Raw genomic sequence first — 16,089 nt, 5'->3', positions numbered from 1 at the left:
CTCCGCCCTTTCGAAACCGTGACCTGCTGCGCTACTCCGCCGCCGCCGGCCGCCACTCCGCCGCCGGAGCGCCCGCCATCCAGGCACCGAGGTCGGCCCTAGCCCGATCGGTGAGCGCCCGCTTCTTCAGCACGGCCTTTTCCGGGCCGCGCAGGCGACGGCCGGTCTCGTTGCGGGGGGCCTGGGCCAGGGGCGGGAACAGGCCGAAATTGACGTTCATCGGCTGGAACGAGCGCGGGGCGTTGGCCTCGCCGTCGGCCGCGACGTGACCGCCGGTGATGTGCGCGATGAGGGCGCCCAGCGCCGTGGTCTGGGGCAGGGGGGCGAGGGGCTGGCCCGCCGCCTCGGCCACCGCGAAGCGGCCGGCCATCAGCCCGACCGCGGCGCTCTCGACATAGCCCTCGCAGCCGGTGATCTGGCCGGCGAAGCGCAAGGTGGGCCGGGCCTTCAGCCGGAGGGTGGCGTCCAGCAGCCGCGGGCTGTCGAGATAGGTGTTGCGGTGCAGGCCGCCGAGCCGCGCGAACTCGGCCCGCTCGAGCCCCGGGATGGTGCGAAAAATCCGGACCTGCTCGGCATAGGTCAGCTTCGTCTGGAAGCCGACCATGTTGTAGAGGGTGCCCAGCGCGTTGTCCTGGCGCAGCTGCACGATCGCGCAGGCCTTGACCAGCGGGTCGCGCGGGTTGGTGAGCCCCACAGGCTTCATCGGGCCGTGCCGCAGGGTCTCGGGGCCGCGCTCGGCCATCACCTCGATCGGCAGGCAGCCGTCGAAATACGGCGTCCCCTCCCACTGCTTGAACCCGATCTTGTCCCCCGCCACGAGGGCGGCCACGAACGCATCGTACTGCTCGCGGGTCATCGGGCAGTTGAGATAGTCGGCCCCGGTGCCGCCGGGGCCGGGCTTGTCGTAGCGGGACTGGAACCACGCCACGTCCATGTCGATCGAGTCGCAGTGGACGATTGGCGCGATGGCGTCGAAGAAGGCGAGGGACTCGGCGCCGGTGAGCGCCCGGATGCCCTCGGCGAGAGCCGGGGCAGTCAGCGGGCCGGTGGCGACGATGCAGGGCCCCCATTCCTCCGGCGGCAGGCCCTCGACCTCACCGCGCACCACCGTGACGTTGGGGTGCTGCTCCAGAATCCGGGTCACCGTGGCGGAGAAGCCTTCCCGGTCCACCGCGAGGGCACCGCCCGCCGGCACCTGGTTGGCATCGGCCGCCCGCATGATCAGCGAGCTCAAGGAGCGCATCTCCTGGTGCAGCAGGCCGACGGCGTTGCTCTCCGGGTCGTCCGACCGGAACGAGTTCGAGCAGACCAGCTCGGCCAGGCCGTCCGTCTGGTGCGCCTCGGTGCCGCGCACCGGGCGCATCTCGTGGATCACGGCGCGATGGCCGGCCTCGGCCACCTGCCAGGCCGCCTCGGAGCCTGCCAGCCCGCCGCCGATGATGTGAAGGGTCTGTGTCATGTCCCAGAATAGCGAAGGACCGTCGCCCGGATCAACGGGCGGCGGTCCTTTGAGTCGAATCGCGATGGTTTTTGGGAGATCAGACGCGGGCGATGCCATGGATCTCGCTGCGGTTGATGCCGAGATCGGCAAGATCGCGATCCGAGAGGCGGGAAAGCTGGGAGACGGTGTCGCGGTACCGGAGATAGGCGCGGACGCGACTCAGGACGCTACGAGCGGCGGACATGGAATGCTTTGACCTCTGTTCAGGCAGGAAATGGCGCGCCGTTGCGCATCGCTGCCTCTTGTTGGTGCAATGCACATATAAACCTGCCGCGGCGCAGCAGGAGTCAAAAGGTCAAGGATCTGGTCTGCACGGGCCGCATGGTCGGCTTAAGAAACCGGCAACCTTCCCGGCTGGTCATTCTTTGTGCGCATGCCGGAAACCGGCTTGAACGCGCGAAGGGCGCCCTACCGGCTGGCGGGGCGCCCTTCGCAGTGCAGCTCGGGCTGGAGAAGCATCATCCCGAAAGCCGGCGGCCGCCTTTCGGGATGATGCGTTTGCGCGCTCAGTAGAACGGGCGCGGGCCGTAGAAGCCGTAGGGCCGGTAATAGGGCCTCGGCCGGGCATAGCCGTAGCCGCCGTAATAGACCGGCCGGCGCCAGTAGGGCCGGGGCCCCCAGTTCGGGCGGCAGATACCCCAGGGATTCGGGTGGAAGCCCGGGCCGCAGCCCCCCGCCGCCTGGGCGGAACCAGCGAGCCCGAGGCCGCCGGCGATCGCGGCGGCCACAACGAATGCCTTCGCGCGCGGTGCGCTCAGAATCGCCATGACAGATCTCCTCAAAGCGTCCGGCGGATCGGCGCCGGTCGTGAGAAAGTCGGCCCCGCCGCCTGAACCGAAGCTGAGCCTGTGGTTGTATCCCGTGCAGGCTCGCCTCGGCATCCGAGAAACGCGGCCTCGGCGGCGACGGTTTCGCGGGCGGTTCTCAGTGCAGCGAAGGCGTGCGGAGGAACCGCTCCCGATCCGCCGAGACGATGGCGAGCTTCACACTGCGCCCGTCGCGGCGCACGGTGAGGGGAACCCGGACGCCGGCCTCGCCGAGCGCCCAGATGCTGCGGAACAAGGCCGCGAGGTCCGGGACCGGCTCGCCGGCCACCGCCTCGATCACGTCGCCGCCGTGCAGGCCGCCGGTCTCGGCCGGGCCGCCATCGGCAATCCCCATCACCACGATGCCCTCCTCGCTCTCGGTGGCGTAGAGGCCGAGCCAGGGCCGCGGCGGCCGGTTCGCGCGTCCGCGCGTGACCAGGTCGTCGAGGATCGGCGGAAGCAGATCGATCGGCACCACCATGTTGATCGGGCGGGCATTGCTGCTGCCGCCCTGCTGCAATTGCAGGGAGCCGATGCCGAGCAGCTCGCCCTGCGCGCCGATCAGCGCGGTGCCGCCCCAATGCGGGTGGGCCGGGGCGGTGAACAGGGCCTCGTCGAGGACATACTCCCAGTACCCGGCGAATTCCTGCCGGGCGACGACCTCCACGGCGACGCAGCGCTGGCGTCCGCCCGCCCCCGCCACCACCGCCCGGTCGCCGGTCTTCAGCCCGGCCGAGCGGCCGATGGGCAGGGCCGGGACGCCGAGCTCGCCCAGAGCCTGGACCAGGCCGAAGCCGGTGGCGGCATCGAAGCCGAGCACGTGGCCCTGCACCGAGCGGCCCTCCCGGGTGGTCAGCCAGACGCTCTCGGCCTCCGTGACCAGGTAGCCGATGGTGAGCACCAGCCCGTCCTCGCGGATCACCACGCCGTTGCCGGCGCGCTCGGTCCCGAGGGTCTCGGCCGTGAAGGCGCCCTCCGGCACCCGCGCCGACAGGGCAAGCACCGACGAGAGCGCCCGATCGAGATCGTAGCCGTAATCCGCCGGCCTGGGCTGGGCCTGCGCCGGGATTTTCCACTCGCCCTGCGTCGCCATGAGAGTCCTTCGGCTGGTTCGCCCCTGCGCCGGCGCCACCGGACGCGCGAAACCGGACTTAGATAGGCGGTCCGCGCGGCCTGCGACACCCGTGGCGCGGCGCCGCGCGCATCGCCGCGCCATCCGACGATCCTGTGCGGGACCGACGATGTGACAGGACGCGCAGGGGCCCTTAGAGCTATCCTAAAGGAGCGCGGCCGGCAGGGGAACGGGCGCGCGGGCGCGGGAACGGATCTTGGCCGGACCGATTTTTGCCGCGGGGGCGACCCCGGACCGGGTGCCGCCGGGTCTTTCCGGCGCCGACGAGGCCCGGCTGCGGCGATTGCTGTTCGAGATCGGGCGCGGCGAGGCGGCGGCTTTGGCCGAGCTCTACGATCTGACCAGCCCGAAACTCTTTGGCGTGATCCTGCGTATCCAGCGCGACCGGTCCCTGGCCGAAGACATCCTTCAAGACGCGTATCTGCGGATCTGGCAGGCGGCCGGGAGCTACGACCCCGAGGCCGGACGGCCGCTCGCCTGGCTGTGCACGATCGCCCGCAACCGGGCGATCGACGGCCTGCGCCGGAAGGGATCGGTAGAGGTTCAGGGGCCGGTGCGGGACGACGGCGAGGATTGGGTGGCGCGGCTGATGGACCCGCATGACGACGCCGCGGCGTTCCTGGACCGGGACGCCCTCGCGGCCTGCCTGGGCCGGCTGGAGCCGGCGCACCGGGATTGCGTGATGCTGGCCTATTGCGAGGGCCATTCCCGGGAGGAGCTGGCCCAGCGCTACGAACGGCCGGTCAACACGATCAAGACCTGGCTGCATCGGGCGCTCGCCTCCCTGAAGACCTGCCTGGAGGCGGTCTCGTGAGCGGCGGTCCCGACGGCCCCATTCCGGATCCCGCTGCGGATCCCGACCTGCGGGCGGCCGAGTACGTGCTCGGCACCCTCGACCCGGGGGAGCGGGACGCCACGGCACGCGCCCTCGCCACCGATGCCGCCCTTGCCGGCCGGGTGCGAGCCTGGGAGCGGCGGCTGTCGCCGCTCCTCGCCGCGATCCCGCCGGTGGCGCCGCCGCCGCGGGTGCGGGCAACGCTGCTGCGGGCGCTGGCAGCCGGGTCCGGCGGGTCGCAGGACCCCCTCGCCCATCTGCGCCGGCAGGTCCGGCGCTGGCGGATCGCCACCGCGGGGGCGGGGCTGCTGGCGGCGGGGCTGGCTGTGTTCGTCGCGGTCGGGCAGCTGCCGGAGCCGGAGGGTGGCCGCTATCTCGCGGTGGTCCAGGGCGGCGGCGCGCTCCCGGCCCTGATCGTGCGCGTCGACACCCGCACCGGCACCGCCCAGGTCCGGCCGGTGGGGGCCGAGGCGCCCGCGGGAAAGAGCCTGGAGCTGTGGTATGTCGGCGCCGAGGGGCCGAAGCCGCTCGGCCTCATCGGGGCTGGCGCGAGCCGGGTGAGCCTGCCGCAGGGCGCCGCGCCGGACGGGGTCCTGGCGGTCTCCGTGGAGCCTCCGGGCGGCTCGCCGAGCGGCCAGCCCACGGGACCGGTGGTCTATACCGGCAAGCTGATCGCCGAGTAGGGCCCCGGAAGAGCCCGCAGTGCCGGGGCGGCACCGCGGGCGCGTCGTTGACCGGATCAGGGGGTCAGCACGGCGTTGATCACGTGGATCACGCCGTTCGACTGCATGACGTTCGGGATCGTCACCGTGGCGGTGTTGCCCTTCACGTCGGTGATCAGGACCTTCTTGCCCTGCACCGCCACCGCGAGAGGCTCGCCCTCGACCGTGGTGAGCTGGCCCTGACCGCCGCCCTGCTTGACCAGCGCCATCAGGTCCTTGGCGGTGTAGACGCCCGGGACCACGTGGTAGGTCAGGATCTTGGTGAGCGTCGGCTTGTTCTGCGGCTGCACGAGGCTCTCGACGGTGCCCGGCGGCAGCTTGGCGAAGGCGGCGTTGGTCGGTGCGAACACCGTGAACGGGCCGGGTCCGCTCAGCGTGTCGACGAGGCCCGCGGCCTTCACGGCGGCGACCAGCGTGGTGTGGTCCTTGGAATTGACCGCGTTCTCCACGATCGTCTTGTTGGCATACATCGGCGCGCCGCCGACCATCGGGTTCTTGGCCTGGGCCGCGCCGGTCACGCCGAGGCCGAGGGCCAGAGCGAGGGCGACTGCCCGAGCCGCGTGCCGGCCTCTGAGAGCGTTGAACATCTGTGTTTCCTTCCGTCAGGCATCCCGGGATCGAACGCGGACCGGGATTACGCCGTCGCTTACGGGGCCTCGCGCGGAAAGGTTTCACAGGGTCCGGCTCCAGGCCGGCCCGAGAGGACAAAAAAAGACCGCCCGGCTGCGGAGCCGGGCGGTCTGGCGGAGATCCGAGGTCTCCCGCCCGGGGGCGGGAGACCGGAGGCGCGTCGTGGCCGATCAGTACTTGCGGACCAGGGCGGCCGGGACCGGCGAAGCGGGCGCCGGCGAGTACAGCGGGACGATGAACCGGATCCAGCCGTCGGTGGAGTAGTCGCTGCGGGTGCGGCCGAACGCGTTGGTGAAGGTCGCGCCGGTCACGACGTCGCGGGCGACATAGGCCTGGACGGTGAAGATCTTGAAGTCGTAGCCGACGAGGCCGCCGACGGCGAACCGGCCGCGGTTGCCGGCAGCAGCGCTGAACTGGCCGATGTCGAAGTTGTAGGTGCCGTAGGCGACCGGGCCGATCTCGAAGTTGCCGAACTTCTTGGTGGCGGTGATGTCGAAGTTCAGGGCGTTGGACAGGTAGAACGGGCCAAGCGCCGCGCCGACCGGACCACCGAAACGGCCGGGCGAGTCGTAGATGTTGGCGGTCAGGTTGCCGGTGATGTTCCAGCCGTCGCCGGTGTAGCTGCCGGCCACGCCGAAGCGGTAGGTGTTCGAGGAGAGCTGCGGCAGCACCGGGGTGGCGGTCGTGCCGTTCGCGGTGATGATCGAGCCGCGGTCGCCGTTGAGGTCGTTCAGATACACGCCGCCGAGCAAGCTGACGCCGAAGTTGCTGCCGAGGTCGAAGGCCCAGATGCCGCCGACGAAGGTGCCGACGTTGATCGAGATGTCCTTGTTGCGCACGCCGGCCGGGTTGCGGGTGAAGGCGAACACGGTCGGGGGAGCGACGAGCAGCTCGACGCGGCCGCCGAACGGCACGAACGGCGTCGACCAGACCAGGACCGGGATGTTGACGGCCGTGTCGGGATCGTTCCGGCCGTCGGTGCGGCGGTAGGTGAAGGTGTTGATCGCGTAGATGCCCTCGGGCAGCGGCGCGCCGATGGCGAGGCCGACCTGCTCACCGGGAACTGTCGTGGTCTGCGCCTGCGCGATCGTCGACGTCATGCCGACCGTGAGCGCGACCGCGCCGGCCGCGAGCCAGTTCTTCATCATTGTTTCATTCCTTCCCAAGGTCTCAAGGCTTCCGTCCCGCATTCGGCACTACCCTGCCGGTCTGCTCGCCCTTGGCGGCTGCCGACTTCCGATGTGCCGAGCGCCCCCACGGAGCCCGCCCGTCTCAACGCTGCTGACTATTCTACAGAGACCTGCGGAAAGACAGTGGAATGCTGATCGAAGCGGCAAAACCGGCTGAACCGTTGCGCAAAAGACGCATTTTTGCGGCGATGCAACACAGTCTCCGGACCCGAATATCGGGACCCCGATCGGCAAAATATCGTTGAACGGTCAAGCTGTTGATGCCGCCACCCGCGGGAGAATCCGGCAAGCCCGGGCGGGCGAACGGGCAGGGGCCGGTCCGGCGAGGATGGCCGGAAATCCCCGGTCCGGATGGCCCGGAACGAGCTCGAACCCGGTGCCGGCGGCCCGAATCACGGGCTGCCGCAGGCGGTCCAGACCGGAATTCCGGCGGCGACCCGGCAGAATCTGCCGCCCTGGAGCGCGCGCCGCTGACGTGGATCCCGGTTCGGCGTCGGCGAGCGCGTTCGATCGAGGATCCGGCGCCTATTCGGCGGCGCTGCGGCGGCCGGCCTGCGGGGCAGGGCGCCGGGCCAAAACCTCGCGCAGGAACCGGCCGGTATGGCTCGCCTTCGAGCGGGCGATCTCTTCCGGGGTGCCCAGGGCCACCACCCGGCCGCCGCCATCGCCGCCCTCGGGACCCATGTCGATCACCCAGTCGGCGGTCTTGATCACTTCGAGGTTGTGCTCGATCACCACCACGGTGTTGCCCTGGTCCACGAGCTCGTGGAGCACCTCCATGAGCTTGGCGACGTCATGGAAGTGCAGGCCGGTGGTCGGCTCGTCGAGGATGTAGAGGGTGCGCCCGGTGGCGCGCTTCGACAGCTCCTTGGACAGCTTCACCCGCTGCGCCTCGCCCCCCGACAGGGTGGTCGCCTGCTGGCCGACACGGACGTAGTGCAGGCCGACGCGCTTGAGGGTCTCGAGCTTCTCGCGGATCGCCGGCACCGCCTTGAACAGCTCGGCCGCCTCCTCGACGGTGGAATCGAGCACGTCGGCGATGGACTTGCCGCGGTACTTCACCTCCAGGGTCTCGCGGTCGTAGCGCTTGCCCTTGCACACGTCGCAGGTGACGTAGACGTCCGGCAGGAAGTGCATCTCGATCTTGATGACGCCGTCGCCCGAGCAGGCCTCGCAGCGCCCGCCCTTCACGTTGAAGGAGAAGCGGCCCGGCTGGTAGCCGCGCGCCTTGGCCTCGGGCAGGCCGGCGAACCAGTCGCGGATCGGCGTGAAGGCGCCGATATAGGTGGCCGGGTTCGAGCGCGGCGTGCGCCCGATCGGCGACTGGTCGATGTCGATGACCTTGTCGAGATGCTCTAGGCCCTCGAGGCGGTCGTACGGGGCCGGGTGCTCCAGCGCCCCGTTCAGTTTCTTCGCGACGGCCTTGTACAGGGTGTCGATCACCAGGGTGGACTTGCCGCCGCCGGAGACGCCGGTGATGCAGGTGAAGGTCCCGAGCGGGATCTCGAAATCCACATCCTTGAGATTGTTGCCGCGCGCGCCGAACACGCCGAGCTTGCCCTTCCGGCTCTTTCGACGCGCGGCGGGGGTGCGGACCGACATCTCTCCGGTGAGGTACTTCGCGGTGAGCGAGGCCGGGTTGGCCAGCACCTCGGCGGGGGTGCCCTGGGCGATGATCTCGCCGCCATGGATGCCCGCGCCCGGGCCGACATCGACCACGTAATCGGCTTGCAGGATCGCGTCCTCGTCGTGCTCGACCACGATCACCGAATTGCCGAGGTCGCGCAGGCGCTTGAGGGTACCGAGCAGCCGCTCGTTGTCGCGCTGGTGCAGGCCGATCGAGGGCTCGTCCAGCACGTAGAGCACGCCGGTCAGGCCGGAGCCGATCTGCGAGGCCAGCCGGATGCGCTGGCTCTCGCCCCCCGACAGAGAGCCGGAGCCGCGGGCCAGCGTCAGGTATTCGAGGCCGACATCCACCAAAAAACTCAGCCGGTCGCGGATTTCTTTGAGAATTCTGACCGCGATCTCGTTCTGCTTGGCCGTCAGCTTCTCCGGCAATTCGGAGAACCAGCGATGGGCTTGCGAAACGGACAGCGCCGTCACGTCGCCGATATCGGCCATGGCGATCTTCACGGCCAGCGCCTCGGGCTTCAGCCGCTTGCCGCCGCAGGACGCACAGGGCGTCTCGCTCATGAAGCGGCCGATCTCTTCCCGCACCGCGTCGGAATCGCTCTCCTTGTAGCGGCGTTCCAGGTTCGGGATGACGCCCTCGAACGGCTTGTTGACCGCGTATTTGCGCAGCCCGTCATCGTAGGCGAAGCGGATCGCCTGCTTGCCGGAGCCGTACAGCACGATGGCGCGGGCCGCCTCCGGCAGGCTCTGCCAGGGTACGCTGGTCTTGAAGCCGTAATGCTCCGCCAGCGCATCGAGCGTCTGGCCGTAATAGGGCGAGGTCGATTTCGCCCAGGGGCCGACCGCGCCGCGCTTGAGGCTCAAGCCGGGGTCCGAGATCACCAGCTCGGGATCGATCCGCATCTCGTGGCCGATGCCGCCGCAGGTCGGGCAGGCGCCGAACGGGTTGTTGAACGAGAACAGCCGCGGCTCGATCTCCGCGATGGTGAAGCCCGAAACCGGGCAGGCGAAGCGGGACGAGAAGGTGATCGTCCGGGGCTCCTCGCCCTCGGGGGCCTCCGCGAACACGATCTCGCTGATGCCGTCGGCGAGCTCCAGGGCGGTCTCGAAGGAATCGGCCAGCCGCGCGGCGATGTCGGCCCGCACCACGATCCGGTCGACCACCACGTCGATGTCGTGCTTGAACTTCTTGTCGAGCTTGGGCACGTCGTCGATCGCGTAGTACTCGCCATCGACCCGCAGCCGCTGAAAACCTTTCTTTTGGTACTCGGCGATCTCTTTTCGGTATTCGCCTTTTCGCCCACGGACCACCGGGGCCAGCAGGTACAGCCGGGTCTTCTCCGGCAGCTCCAGCACCCGGTCGACCATCTGCTGGACGGTCTGGCTCTCGATCGGCAGGCCGGTGGCCGGGGAGTAGGGGATGCCGACCCGCGCCCAGAGCAGGCGCATGTAGTCGTAGATCTCGGTGACCGTCCCGACGGTGGAGCGGGGGTTCTTGGAGGTGGTCTTCTGCTCGATGGAGATCGCCGGCGAGAGCCCGTCGATCTGATCGACATCGGGCTTGGACATCATCTCCAGGAACTGGCGGGCATAGGCCGAGAGCGACTCGACGTAGCGGCGCTGCCCCTCGGCGTAGATCGTGTCGAAGGCGAGCGACGACTTGCCCGAACCCGACAGCCCGGTGAACACCACGAGCTTGTCCCGGGGGATCGTCAGGTCGACGTTCTTGAGATTGTGCTCCCGGGCGCCCCGGACCGTGATCACCCGCCGGTCGGCGGCGGATGGGGCAGCGTCGAACAGGGCTTCCAGCTTGGCGTCGGTGGCGGCCTCGTGGCGTCCGGCGCCCGTCTGTGCAGCCTTGCGGGCAGATGCCGGCGCCTCGACCTTCTTACGCGCGGGCTTGGGCAGCACCGCCTCGACAGACGCCGCCTTGGCGGGCGTCTTGGCAGGCGTCTTGGGCGAAGGAGCCTTCACGGGAGAGGGTTTGGGGGCGGCTTTGCTGGCGGCGCCTCGGGGTCCGACTCGGGTTCCGGCTTGGGCTTTGGCCATGAGGGCGGCGGTCTTTCGAGGCGTCGACGCGGTCGGGGCTGGCTTGCGCACGGGTCAGCCGCCGTACCCGCTCATGTCGAGCCCGGAGCGGTCGACGGCAAGGTAGGACCGGCGGGACGCAAGCCCGTCATGCGAAGCCTTTGCTAGAACGAAACGCGTACGCCGGCAACTGCTTCCCCCGCATGTGCTGTCCCCGAGCCGAAAAGCAGGGTTTCCAAAGGGCCTGCGGCCCTTTGGCGGGGTGGCGGGGCAGAGCTCCGATCATCGGGCGAAGCCCGACAGCAGGGCGCTGCCCTGCACCCGCAAAAGGTCCCGGACCTTTTGGATCCGGGACTTCACGCCTCGGCGTTGCGGGCCATGAAGGTGGCGGGGGTGCCGTCCTCGGGGTTGACGAACACGATGTCGGTGGGCGCCCGCCGCGGGGTGTCGATCGACAGGAACGTCACCGGCTCGCCCGGGGCGATCTCCGGCATTGCGTGCACCGTGCCCTTCTCGAAGAACAGGAGCTGGCCGGGGCCGAACGTCGTGAGGTTCGCGGGGGCGCCCAGCCAGACGGTGCCGCGTCCCGACAAGCAGTAGAGGTACTCGTCGCAGGTGGCGTGGTAGTGCGGCGGGGTCGGCCGGTAGACCCGGAACACCCGGGCGCTCGCCGCCGCCCGGTCGGTCAGGTAGGTGTCGACCAGGAGCGTCTGCGCGCTGTCGGGCAAGGCCGCCGCCAGCGCCGATACGTCGAAGAGTCCGGTGCCGGTCTCGGTCATGGCGCCCTCACGACGCAAAGCCTTCGAGCACGATCTTGCCCTTGGCGCGTCCGCTCTCGATCAGCGCGTGGGCCCGCCGAAGGTTCTGGGCGTCGATCCGCCCGTAATGCTCACCCAGGGTGGTGCGCAGGCGCCCCGCATCCACCAGCCGGGCGACCTCGTCGAGGAGCGCGCCCTGGGCGCCGATGTCGGACGTGCCGAACATCGAGCGGGTGAACATGAATTCCCAGTGCAGCGACAGGCTCTTGCGCTTGAGCAGGGCCACGTCGAGCTGCGCCGGGTCATCGATCAGGGCGAACCGGCCCTGCGGGGCGATCAGCTCGGCGATCTCGGCCAGATGCGCGTCGGTGTTGGTGGTCGAGAACACGAGGCCCGGCGCGCCGAGGCCCAGGGCTGCCACCTCGGCGGCCAGGGGCCTTGCATGGTCGACCACGTGGTGGGCGCCGAGATCCCGGCACCAGGCCGCGGTTTCGGGCCGGGACGCGGTGGCGATCACGGTCAGGTCCGTGAGTTCCCGGGCGAGCTGGATCGCCACCGAGCCGACACCGCCCGCGCCGCCGACGATCAGGATCGCCGGAGCCGCGCCCGGCACCGGTTTCTTGGTGTCGAGCCGGTCGAACAGGGCTTCCCAGGCTGTGATCGCGGTGAGGGGCAGGGCGGCCGCCTGCGCCCAGTCGAGACTGGTGGGCTTATGCCCGACGATGCGGGCATCGACGCAGTGGAACTCGGCGTTGGTCCCCGGCCGGGTGAGGTCGCCCGCGTAGAACACCGCGTCGCCGACGGAAAAGCCCTCGGCCTCGGCGCCCTTGGCGACCACGGTGCCGGCGGCGTCCCAGCCCAGCACCTTGACCCCGCCGGCCTCGGGCTCGGCCCGCAGGCGGACCTTGGTGTCGACCGGGTTCACCGAGACCGCCTCGACCTTCACCAGCAGATCGCGGGGGCCGGGTTCGGGCTGGGGCAGGTCGAGATCGACCAGGGCCTCGGCCTCGGTGATCGGCAGGGATTTTCTGTACCCGACGGCGCGCATCGGCCTCTCCTTCAGCTGTTGCGAAACGAGATGCCGTCCGCCTTCACGGCGCGCAAGTACGCACATAAAACGCCACTGGTGCGAGAAATGATACCGTCGAGGATCCCGCCATGCCCCGCATCCGGCACCATCAGGGTAACTGCAGCCCCGGCTGTGCCGTGGAGGCGACCCTCCGGCTCATCGACGGCAAGTGGAAGGGCGTGATCCTCTACCACCTGCTGGAGGGGACCCTGCGCTTCAACGCGATTCGCCGGCGGCTGGCGAGCGTGACGCAGCGCATGCTCACGAACCAGCTGCGCGAAATGGAGGCGGACGGCCTGATCGCACGCACGGTCTACGCCGAGGTGCCCCCGAAGGTGGAGTACAGCCTGACCGTGCGGGGACGCTCCTTGGAGCCGGTCATCCACGCGCTGAAGGTCTGGGGCGATCTGCACGCCGAACTGCACCCCGATGCGGCGCGTCCCGTCGAGACTGCCGCCTGATTGTGCATTGCACCTTTCGGCAAACCCCTTCACCGTAACGGTGTTTTTATACCCCTCCCGGATGAGTCTGGTTAACCCTGAACCGTTCTGGATTCCGATGGCCGTCCTCTCCTCGCTCCGCGCCCGCATCCTCGCGGTGGCGCTCGCGCCCTGCCTCGCCTTCGCGGGCGCGGCCGGATGGGCGGTGTCCGACCAATGGGCGCGCCGCGCCGAGATGGATCGGGTCGAGACCCTGGTCGGCCTGGCCTCGCGGATCAGCGCCTTCGTCCACGAGGGCCAGCGCGAGCGCGGCGCCTCCAGCCTGTTCCTGGGCGCCAAGGGGGCGCAGTTCGGGCCCGAACTCGCGGCCCAGCGCAGCCGCACCGACGCGGCTTTGGCCGGGCTCCCCGAGGCGATGGCGGCGGCGACCGCGTTCGGCCCCACCTTCGCGGCGCGGGCGGATGGCTTCGCCAAGGCGCTCGCCGGGCTCGCGGCCCAGCGCCAAGCGGTCGACGCCCTCGGCGTGAGCGCGCCGCAGGTGGTGACGTTCTACACCGGCCTGATCGGCGAGGGGCTGGGCGTGGTCCGGGCGATGGGCGGCGTGATCGGCGAGGCCGGCATCGCCGCCCGGGCGAACGCCTACGCGGCGTTCCTGGCCCTGAAGGAGGCCGCCGGCCAGGAGCGGGCCGCCGCCTCGGCGGTGTTCGCCTCCGGCAGCCTGGACCTCCCCGCCGCGCGCCGGCTCACCACGCTCTCGGCCGATCAGGCGACCTACGGCGCCCTGTTCCGGGCCGGGGCCACCGACGGGCAGGCCAAACTGCTGGACGAGGCCGAGGCCACCGAGCCGGCCCGGGAGGTGGCGCGCCTGCGCAAGGCCGCGCAGGAGACGATGCCGGGCACGAGCCTCGCCTTCCGCGACGCGCCGGCCTGGTTCCGGCTCGCCACCCAGCGCATCGATGCCTTGAAGGGGGTCGAGGACCGGCTGACCGCCGACCTGGTCTCCGCTGCCGGTGCGGTGCGGGCCCAGGCCGACCGGATGCTGACGGCCTGGATCGTGGGCGGGCTCGCCCTGTTCGCGCTCTCGGTCGGCTTCGCCTTCTGGCTGGGCACGGCCATCGCCCGGCCCCTGGTCCGGATGGCCCGGGTGCTGACCGCGATCGGCCGCGACGAGCCGGGTGCCGCCGACCTCACGATCCCCGCCGGAGGCCCGCGCGAGGTGCGGGCGATCGCCGCCGCCGCGGAGACGTTCCGCGACAGCGTCGCCGAGCGCCGGCTCGCCCGCGCCGAGCAGCAGCGGCTCGCGGCCGAGAATGCCGCCGCGCAGCGCGCCGCGGCTCTGAGCCTGGCCGACAGTTTCGAGCGGCAGGTCGGCGGCATCGTCGAGGCGGTCTCGGCCGCCGCCGAGCAGCTGGAGGCCTCCGCTCACGGCATGGCCCGGTCCGCACAGGACACCACCGATCTCAGCCGGGCGGTGGCCGGCGCCGCGGATTCGGCCGCCCGCTCGGCCGACACGGTGGCGGCGGCCACCGAAGAACTCACCGCCTCGGTCCGGGAGATCAGCGTGCAGGTCGGGGCCTCGGCCGACCTCGCGGCCTCCGCGACTCGGGATGCGGACGGCATGGCCGGAGAGGTCCGCCGCCTCGCCCAGGCCGCCGGCAGCATCGGGGAGATCGTCGCGATGATCTCGGACATCGCCGGCCAGACCAACCTGCTGGCGCTCAACGCCACGATCGAGGCCGCCCGGGCCGGCGAGGCCGGGCGCGGCTTCGCGGTGGTCGCCGCCGAGGTGAAGAATCTCGCCGGCCAGACCGCCAAGGCCACCGAGGAGATCGCCGCCAAGGTCGCCGAGATCACCGGCTCCACCGAGGCCTCGGTCCGGTCGATCGGCGGTATCACCGAGGTGATCCGCAACCTCGCCCGGATCGGGGCCGAGATCGCCGCCATGGTCGAGGAGCAGGGCGCGGCCACCGCCGAGATCGCCCGCACCACAGGCCAGACCTCGCAGGACACCCGCGCGGTCTCGGGCCACATCGCCGGCGTAGGCGAGGCGGCGGACATGGCCAGCCACGGCTCGTCCCAGGTGCTGGACGCCGCCAGCGACCTGGCCCGGCAGGCCAGCGCCCTGCGCGGCGCCGTCGGCGACTTTTTGGCCAACGTCCGCGCCGCCTAAGACGAAGGTCCCGGATTCAAAAGGTCCGGGACCTTTTGCGGGTCCAGGGCGGAGCCCTGGTACTCAGGGGCTCCGCCCCCGAACCCCCGCCAAAGGGCTGAGCCCTTTGGAATCTCAGGACTGGGCCTCGGCGAGGCCGAGATTGAGCAGGCGGTCGGCGTTGCGCCAGAGGGCGGCGTCCAGGGCCTCCTCCGAGAGGCCGAGGGCGCGAAAATCCTCGACGCCCTGGCGCATAGGCCGGAACGGGAACGAGGAGCCGAACAGGAACTGGTCCTTCATGAAGCCGTTCGCCGCCTCCACGTAGAGGCCGCCGCCGGGGGCGAACGTGTACATGTCCGAGGAGACGAAGACGTTCTCGTTGCGGAAGGCCACGGTCACCGTCTCGGCGACGTGCGGGTAGAACCCGTGGCAGCACACGATCGGCAGCTTGGGGAAGGTTTTGGCGACCCGGTCCACCGCCAGCGGGTCGTTGAGGCGCAGGTCTGGGGTGGTCGGGCCGGACATCACGAAGGCCGGCACCGCGAGTTTCTCGCACAGCTCGTAGAGCGGCATCAGCCGTTCGTCGTCGGCCCGCATGCCCTCGCGGTAGAAGCCGGCATCGAGGTTGATCCCCTTGAAGCCGAGCTCGGTCACCGCGCGCTTGGCCTCGGCGACCGCGGCCTTGCGCCCGAGCTTCACCGGATCCACCGAGGCGATGCCGATCAGCCGCTTCGGATTGTGCCCGGCGGCCTGCACGAGGGCGTCGTTCGAGATCCGCACCCCCGGCACCGAGCGGGCGACCATCACGGCGACGTCGATCCCGGCCCCGTCCATCTCGGCGCAGAACCCCTCGATCGTGGCGCCGCGGGTGAAGTGCTCGACCTCACGGCTGCCGACCCGGGCGTTCAACCAGCGCGCGATACCGAATTCCGGCGTGTCGGGCTCGGCGCCGAAGAACTTGTGCAGGAAGGTCGGCCGGCTGCGCATGTCGACGACGGGCATTTTCTTGGAACTCCACGTTTGTGACTTGAAAGGTGTGGTGCTGAACATCCACGGCTGAATCGGATCATGGATTCAAAAGGTCGAGACCTTTTGCGGGTGCAGGGCGGAGCCCTGCTATCGGGCCTCGGGCCGTGCGCTCAAGGGCTCCGCCCCTGAACCCCGCCAAAGGGCTGAGCCCTTTGGAAACCCGATCTC

At 70.3% G+C, this 16,089-nt stretch carries 15 protein-coding genes; 5 read left to right on the top strand and 10 right to left on the bottom strand.

What is annotated here, in order from left to right; all coding sequences use genetic code 11:
- Positions 1 to 31: 31 nt before the first annotated feature.
- From trmFO to BM228_RS16995, 4 genes are all read right to left on the bottom strand, one after another.
- Complete coding sequence (gene trmFO, locus BM228_RS17010) at positions 32 to 1,459, bottom strand: methylenetetrahydrofolate--tRNA-(uracil(54)-C(5))-methyltransferase (FADH(2)-oxidizing) TrmFO (protein WP_092042535.1); 1,428 nt, start codon at positions 1,457 to 1,459, stop codon at positions 32 to 34.
- A gap of 79 nt (positions 1,460 to 1,538) precedes the next feature.
- Positions 1,539 to 1,685 carry a DUF1127 domain-containing protein gene (locus BM228_RS17005; protein WP_007566967.1) on the bottom strand — a complete coding sequence of 49 codons (147 nt, stop codon included), beginning with the start codon at positions 1,683 to 1,685 and terminating at the stop codon, positions 1,539 to 1,541.
- Positions 1,686 to 2,007: 322 nt separating this feature from the next.
- Positions 2,008 to 2,268, bottom strand: a complete 261-nt coding sequence (locus BM228_RS17000; RefSeq protein ID WP_092042534.1) for a GCG_CRPN prefix-to-repeats domain-containing protein — start codon at positions 2,266 to 2,268, stop codon at positions 2,008 to 2,010.
- Between the two features lie 157 nt (positions 2,269 to 2,425).
- The gene (locus tag BM228_RS16995; protein WP_092042532.1) at positions 2,426 to 3,400 is read right to left on the bottom strand and encodes a S1C family serine protease; all 975 of its coding nucleotides are present in this window, start codon (positions 3,398 to 3,400) and stop codon (positions 2,426 to 2,428) included.
- 277 nt (positions 3,401 to 3,677) lie between these two features.
- Between BM228_RS16995 and BM228_RS16990 the strand changes: the two genes are divergently transcribed.
- Both BM228_RS16990 and BM228_RS16985 read left to right on the top strand, forming a co-directional pair.
- Entirely contained in the window at positions 3,678 to 4,253 is a 576-nt protein-coding gene (locus BM228_RS16990) for a sigma-70 family RNA polymerase sigma factor (protein ID WP_092042631.1), read from the top strand.
- Entirely contained in the window at positions 4,250 to 4,957 is a 708-nt protein-coding gene (locus BM228_RS16985; RefSeq protein WP_092042530.1) for an anti-sigma factor, read from the top strand. Before BM228_RS16990 ends, BM228_RS16985 begins: the two co-directional genes overlap by 4 nt.
- A gap of 56 nt (positions 4,958 to 5,013) precedes the next feature.
- Here BM228_RS16985 and BM228_RS16980 read toward each other — a convergent pair whose 3' ends face one another.
- Both BM228_RS16980 and BM228_RS16975 read right to left on the bottom strand, forming a co-directional pair.
- A complete protein-coding gene (locus BM228_RS16980) occupies positions 5,014 to 5,583 on the bottom strand; it encodes a fasciclin domain-containing protein (protein ID WP_092042529.1) in 570 nt (189 codons plus the stop codon).
- Between the two features lie 213 nt (positions 5,584 to 5,796).
- On the bottom strand, positions 5,797 to 6,774 hold the full coding sequence (locus BM228_RS16975) for a transporter family protein (RefSeq protein ID WP_092042527.1): 978 nt from the start codon (positions 6,772 to 6,774) through the stop codon (positions 5,797 to 5,799).
- 393 nt (positions 6,775 to 7,167) lie between these two features.
- Between BM228_RS16975 and BM228_RS35845 the strand changes: the two genes are divergently transcribed.
- The gene (locus BM228_RS35845) at positions 7,168 to 7,290 is read left to right on the top strand and encodes a hypothetical protein (protein ID WP_280142335.1); all 123 of its coding nucleotides are present in this window, start codon (positions 7,168 to 7,170) and stop codon (positions 7,288 to 7,290) included.
- 51 nt (positions 7,291 to 7,341) lie between these two features.
- On the opposite strand, the gene uvrA is transcribed toward BM228_RS35845, so the two are convergent.
- The 3 genes from uvrA to BM228_RS16960 form a co-directional block, all read right to left on the bottom strand.
- Positions 7,342 to 10,497, bottom strand: a complete 3,156-nt coding sequence (uvrA, locus tag BM228_RS16970; RefSeq protein WP_092042526.1) for an excinuclease ABC subunit UvrA — start codon at positions 10,495 to 10,497, stop codon at positions 7,342 to 7,344.
- A gap of 335 nt (positions 10,498 to 10,832) precedes the next feature.
- Positions 10,833 to 11,255 (bottom strand): cupin domain-containing protein, encoded by a 423-nt coding sequence (locus BM228_RS16965; RefSeq protein ID WP_092042524.1) that lies wholly within the window; start codon positions 11,253 to 11,255, stop codon positions 10,833 to 10,835.
- A gap of 7 nt (positions 11,256 to 11,262) precedes the next feature.
- Positions 11,263 to 12,282, bottom strand: a complete 1,020-nt coding sequence (locus BM228_RS16960; protein WP_092042523.1) for a zinc-binding alcohol dehydrogenase family protein — start codon at positions 12,280 to 12,282, stop codon at positions 11,263 to 11,265.
- Positions 12,283 to 12,392: 110 nt separating this feature from the next.
- Here BM228_RS16960 and BM228_RS16955 point away from each other — a divergent pair, with 110 nt between their 5' ends.
- Both BM228_RS16955 and BM228_RS16950 read left to right on the top strand, forming a co-directional pair.
- A complete protein-coding gene (locus BM228_RS16955; protein ID WP_092042521.1) occupies positions 12,393 to 12,764 on the top strand; it encodes a winged helix-turn-helix transcriptional regulator in 372 nt (123 codons plus the stop codon).
- A 97-nt stretch (positions 12,765 to 12,861) separates the two neighbouring features.
- Positions 12,862 to 14,913 carry a methyl-accepting chemotaxis protein gene (locus tag BM228_RS16950; protein ID WP_092042520.1) on the top strand — a complete coding sequence of 684 codons (2,052 nt, stop codon included), beginning with the start codon at positions 12,862 to 12,864 and terminating at the stop codon, positions 14,911 to 14,913.
- Between the two features lie 114 nt (positions 14,914 to 15,027).
- Here BM228_RS16950 and BM228_RS16945 read toward each other — a convergent pair whose 3' ends face one another.
- Entirely contained in the window at positions 15,028 to 15,894 is an 867-nt protein-coding gene (locus BM228_RS16945; protein ID WP_092042518.1) for an amidohydrolase family protein, read from the bottom strand.
- Between the last annotated feature and the right edge of the window lie 195 nt (positions 15,895 to 16,089).

The organism is Methylobacterium pseudosasicola, assembly GCF_900114535.1.
In the GTDB taxonomy this organism is placed as follows: domain Bacteria; phylum Pseudomonadota; class Alphaproteobacteria; order Rhizobiales; family Beijerinckiaceae; genus Methylobacterium; species Methylobacterium pseudosasicola.
The sequence above is the reverse complement of the archived record's forward strand: the minus strand, read 5'-3'. Positions and strand labels throughout refer to the sequence as shown.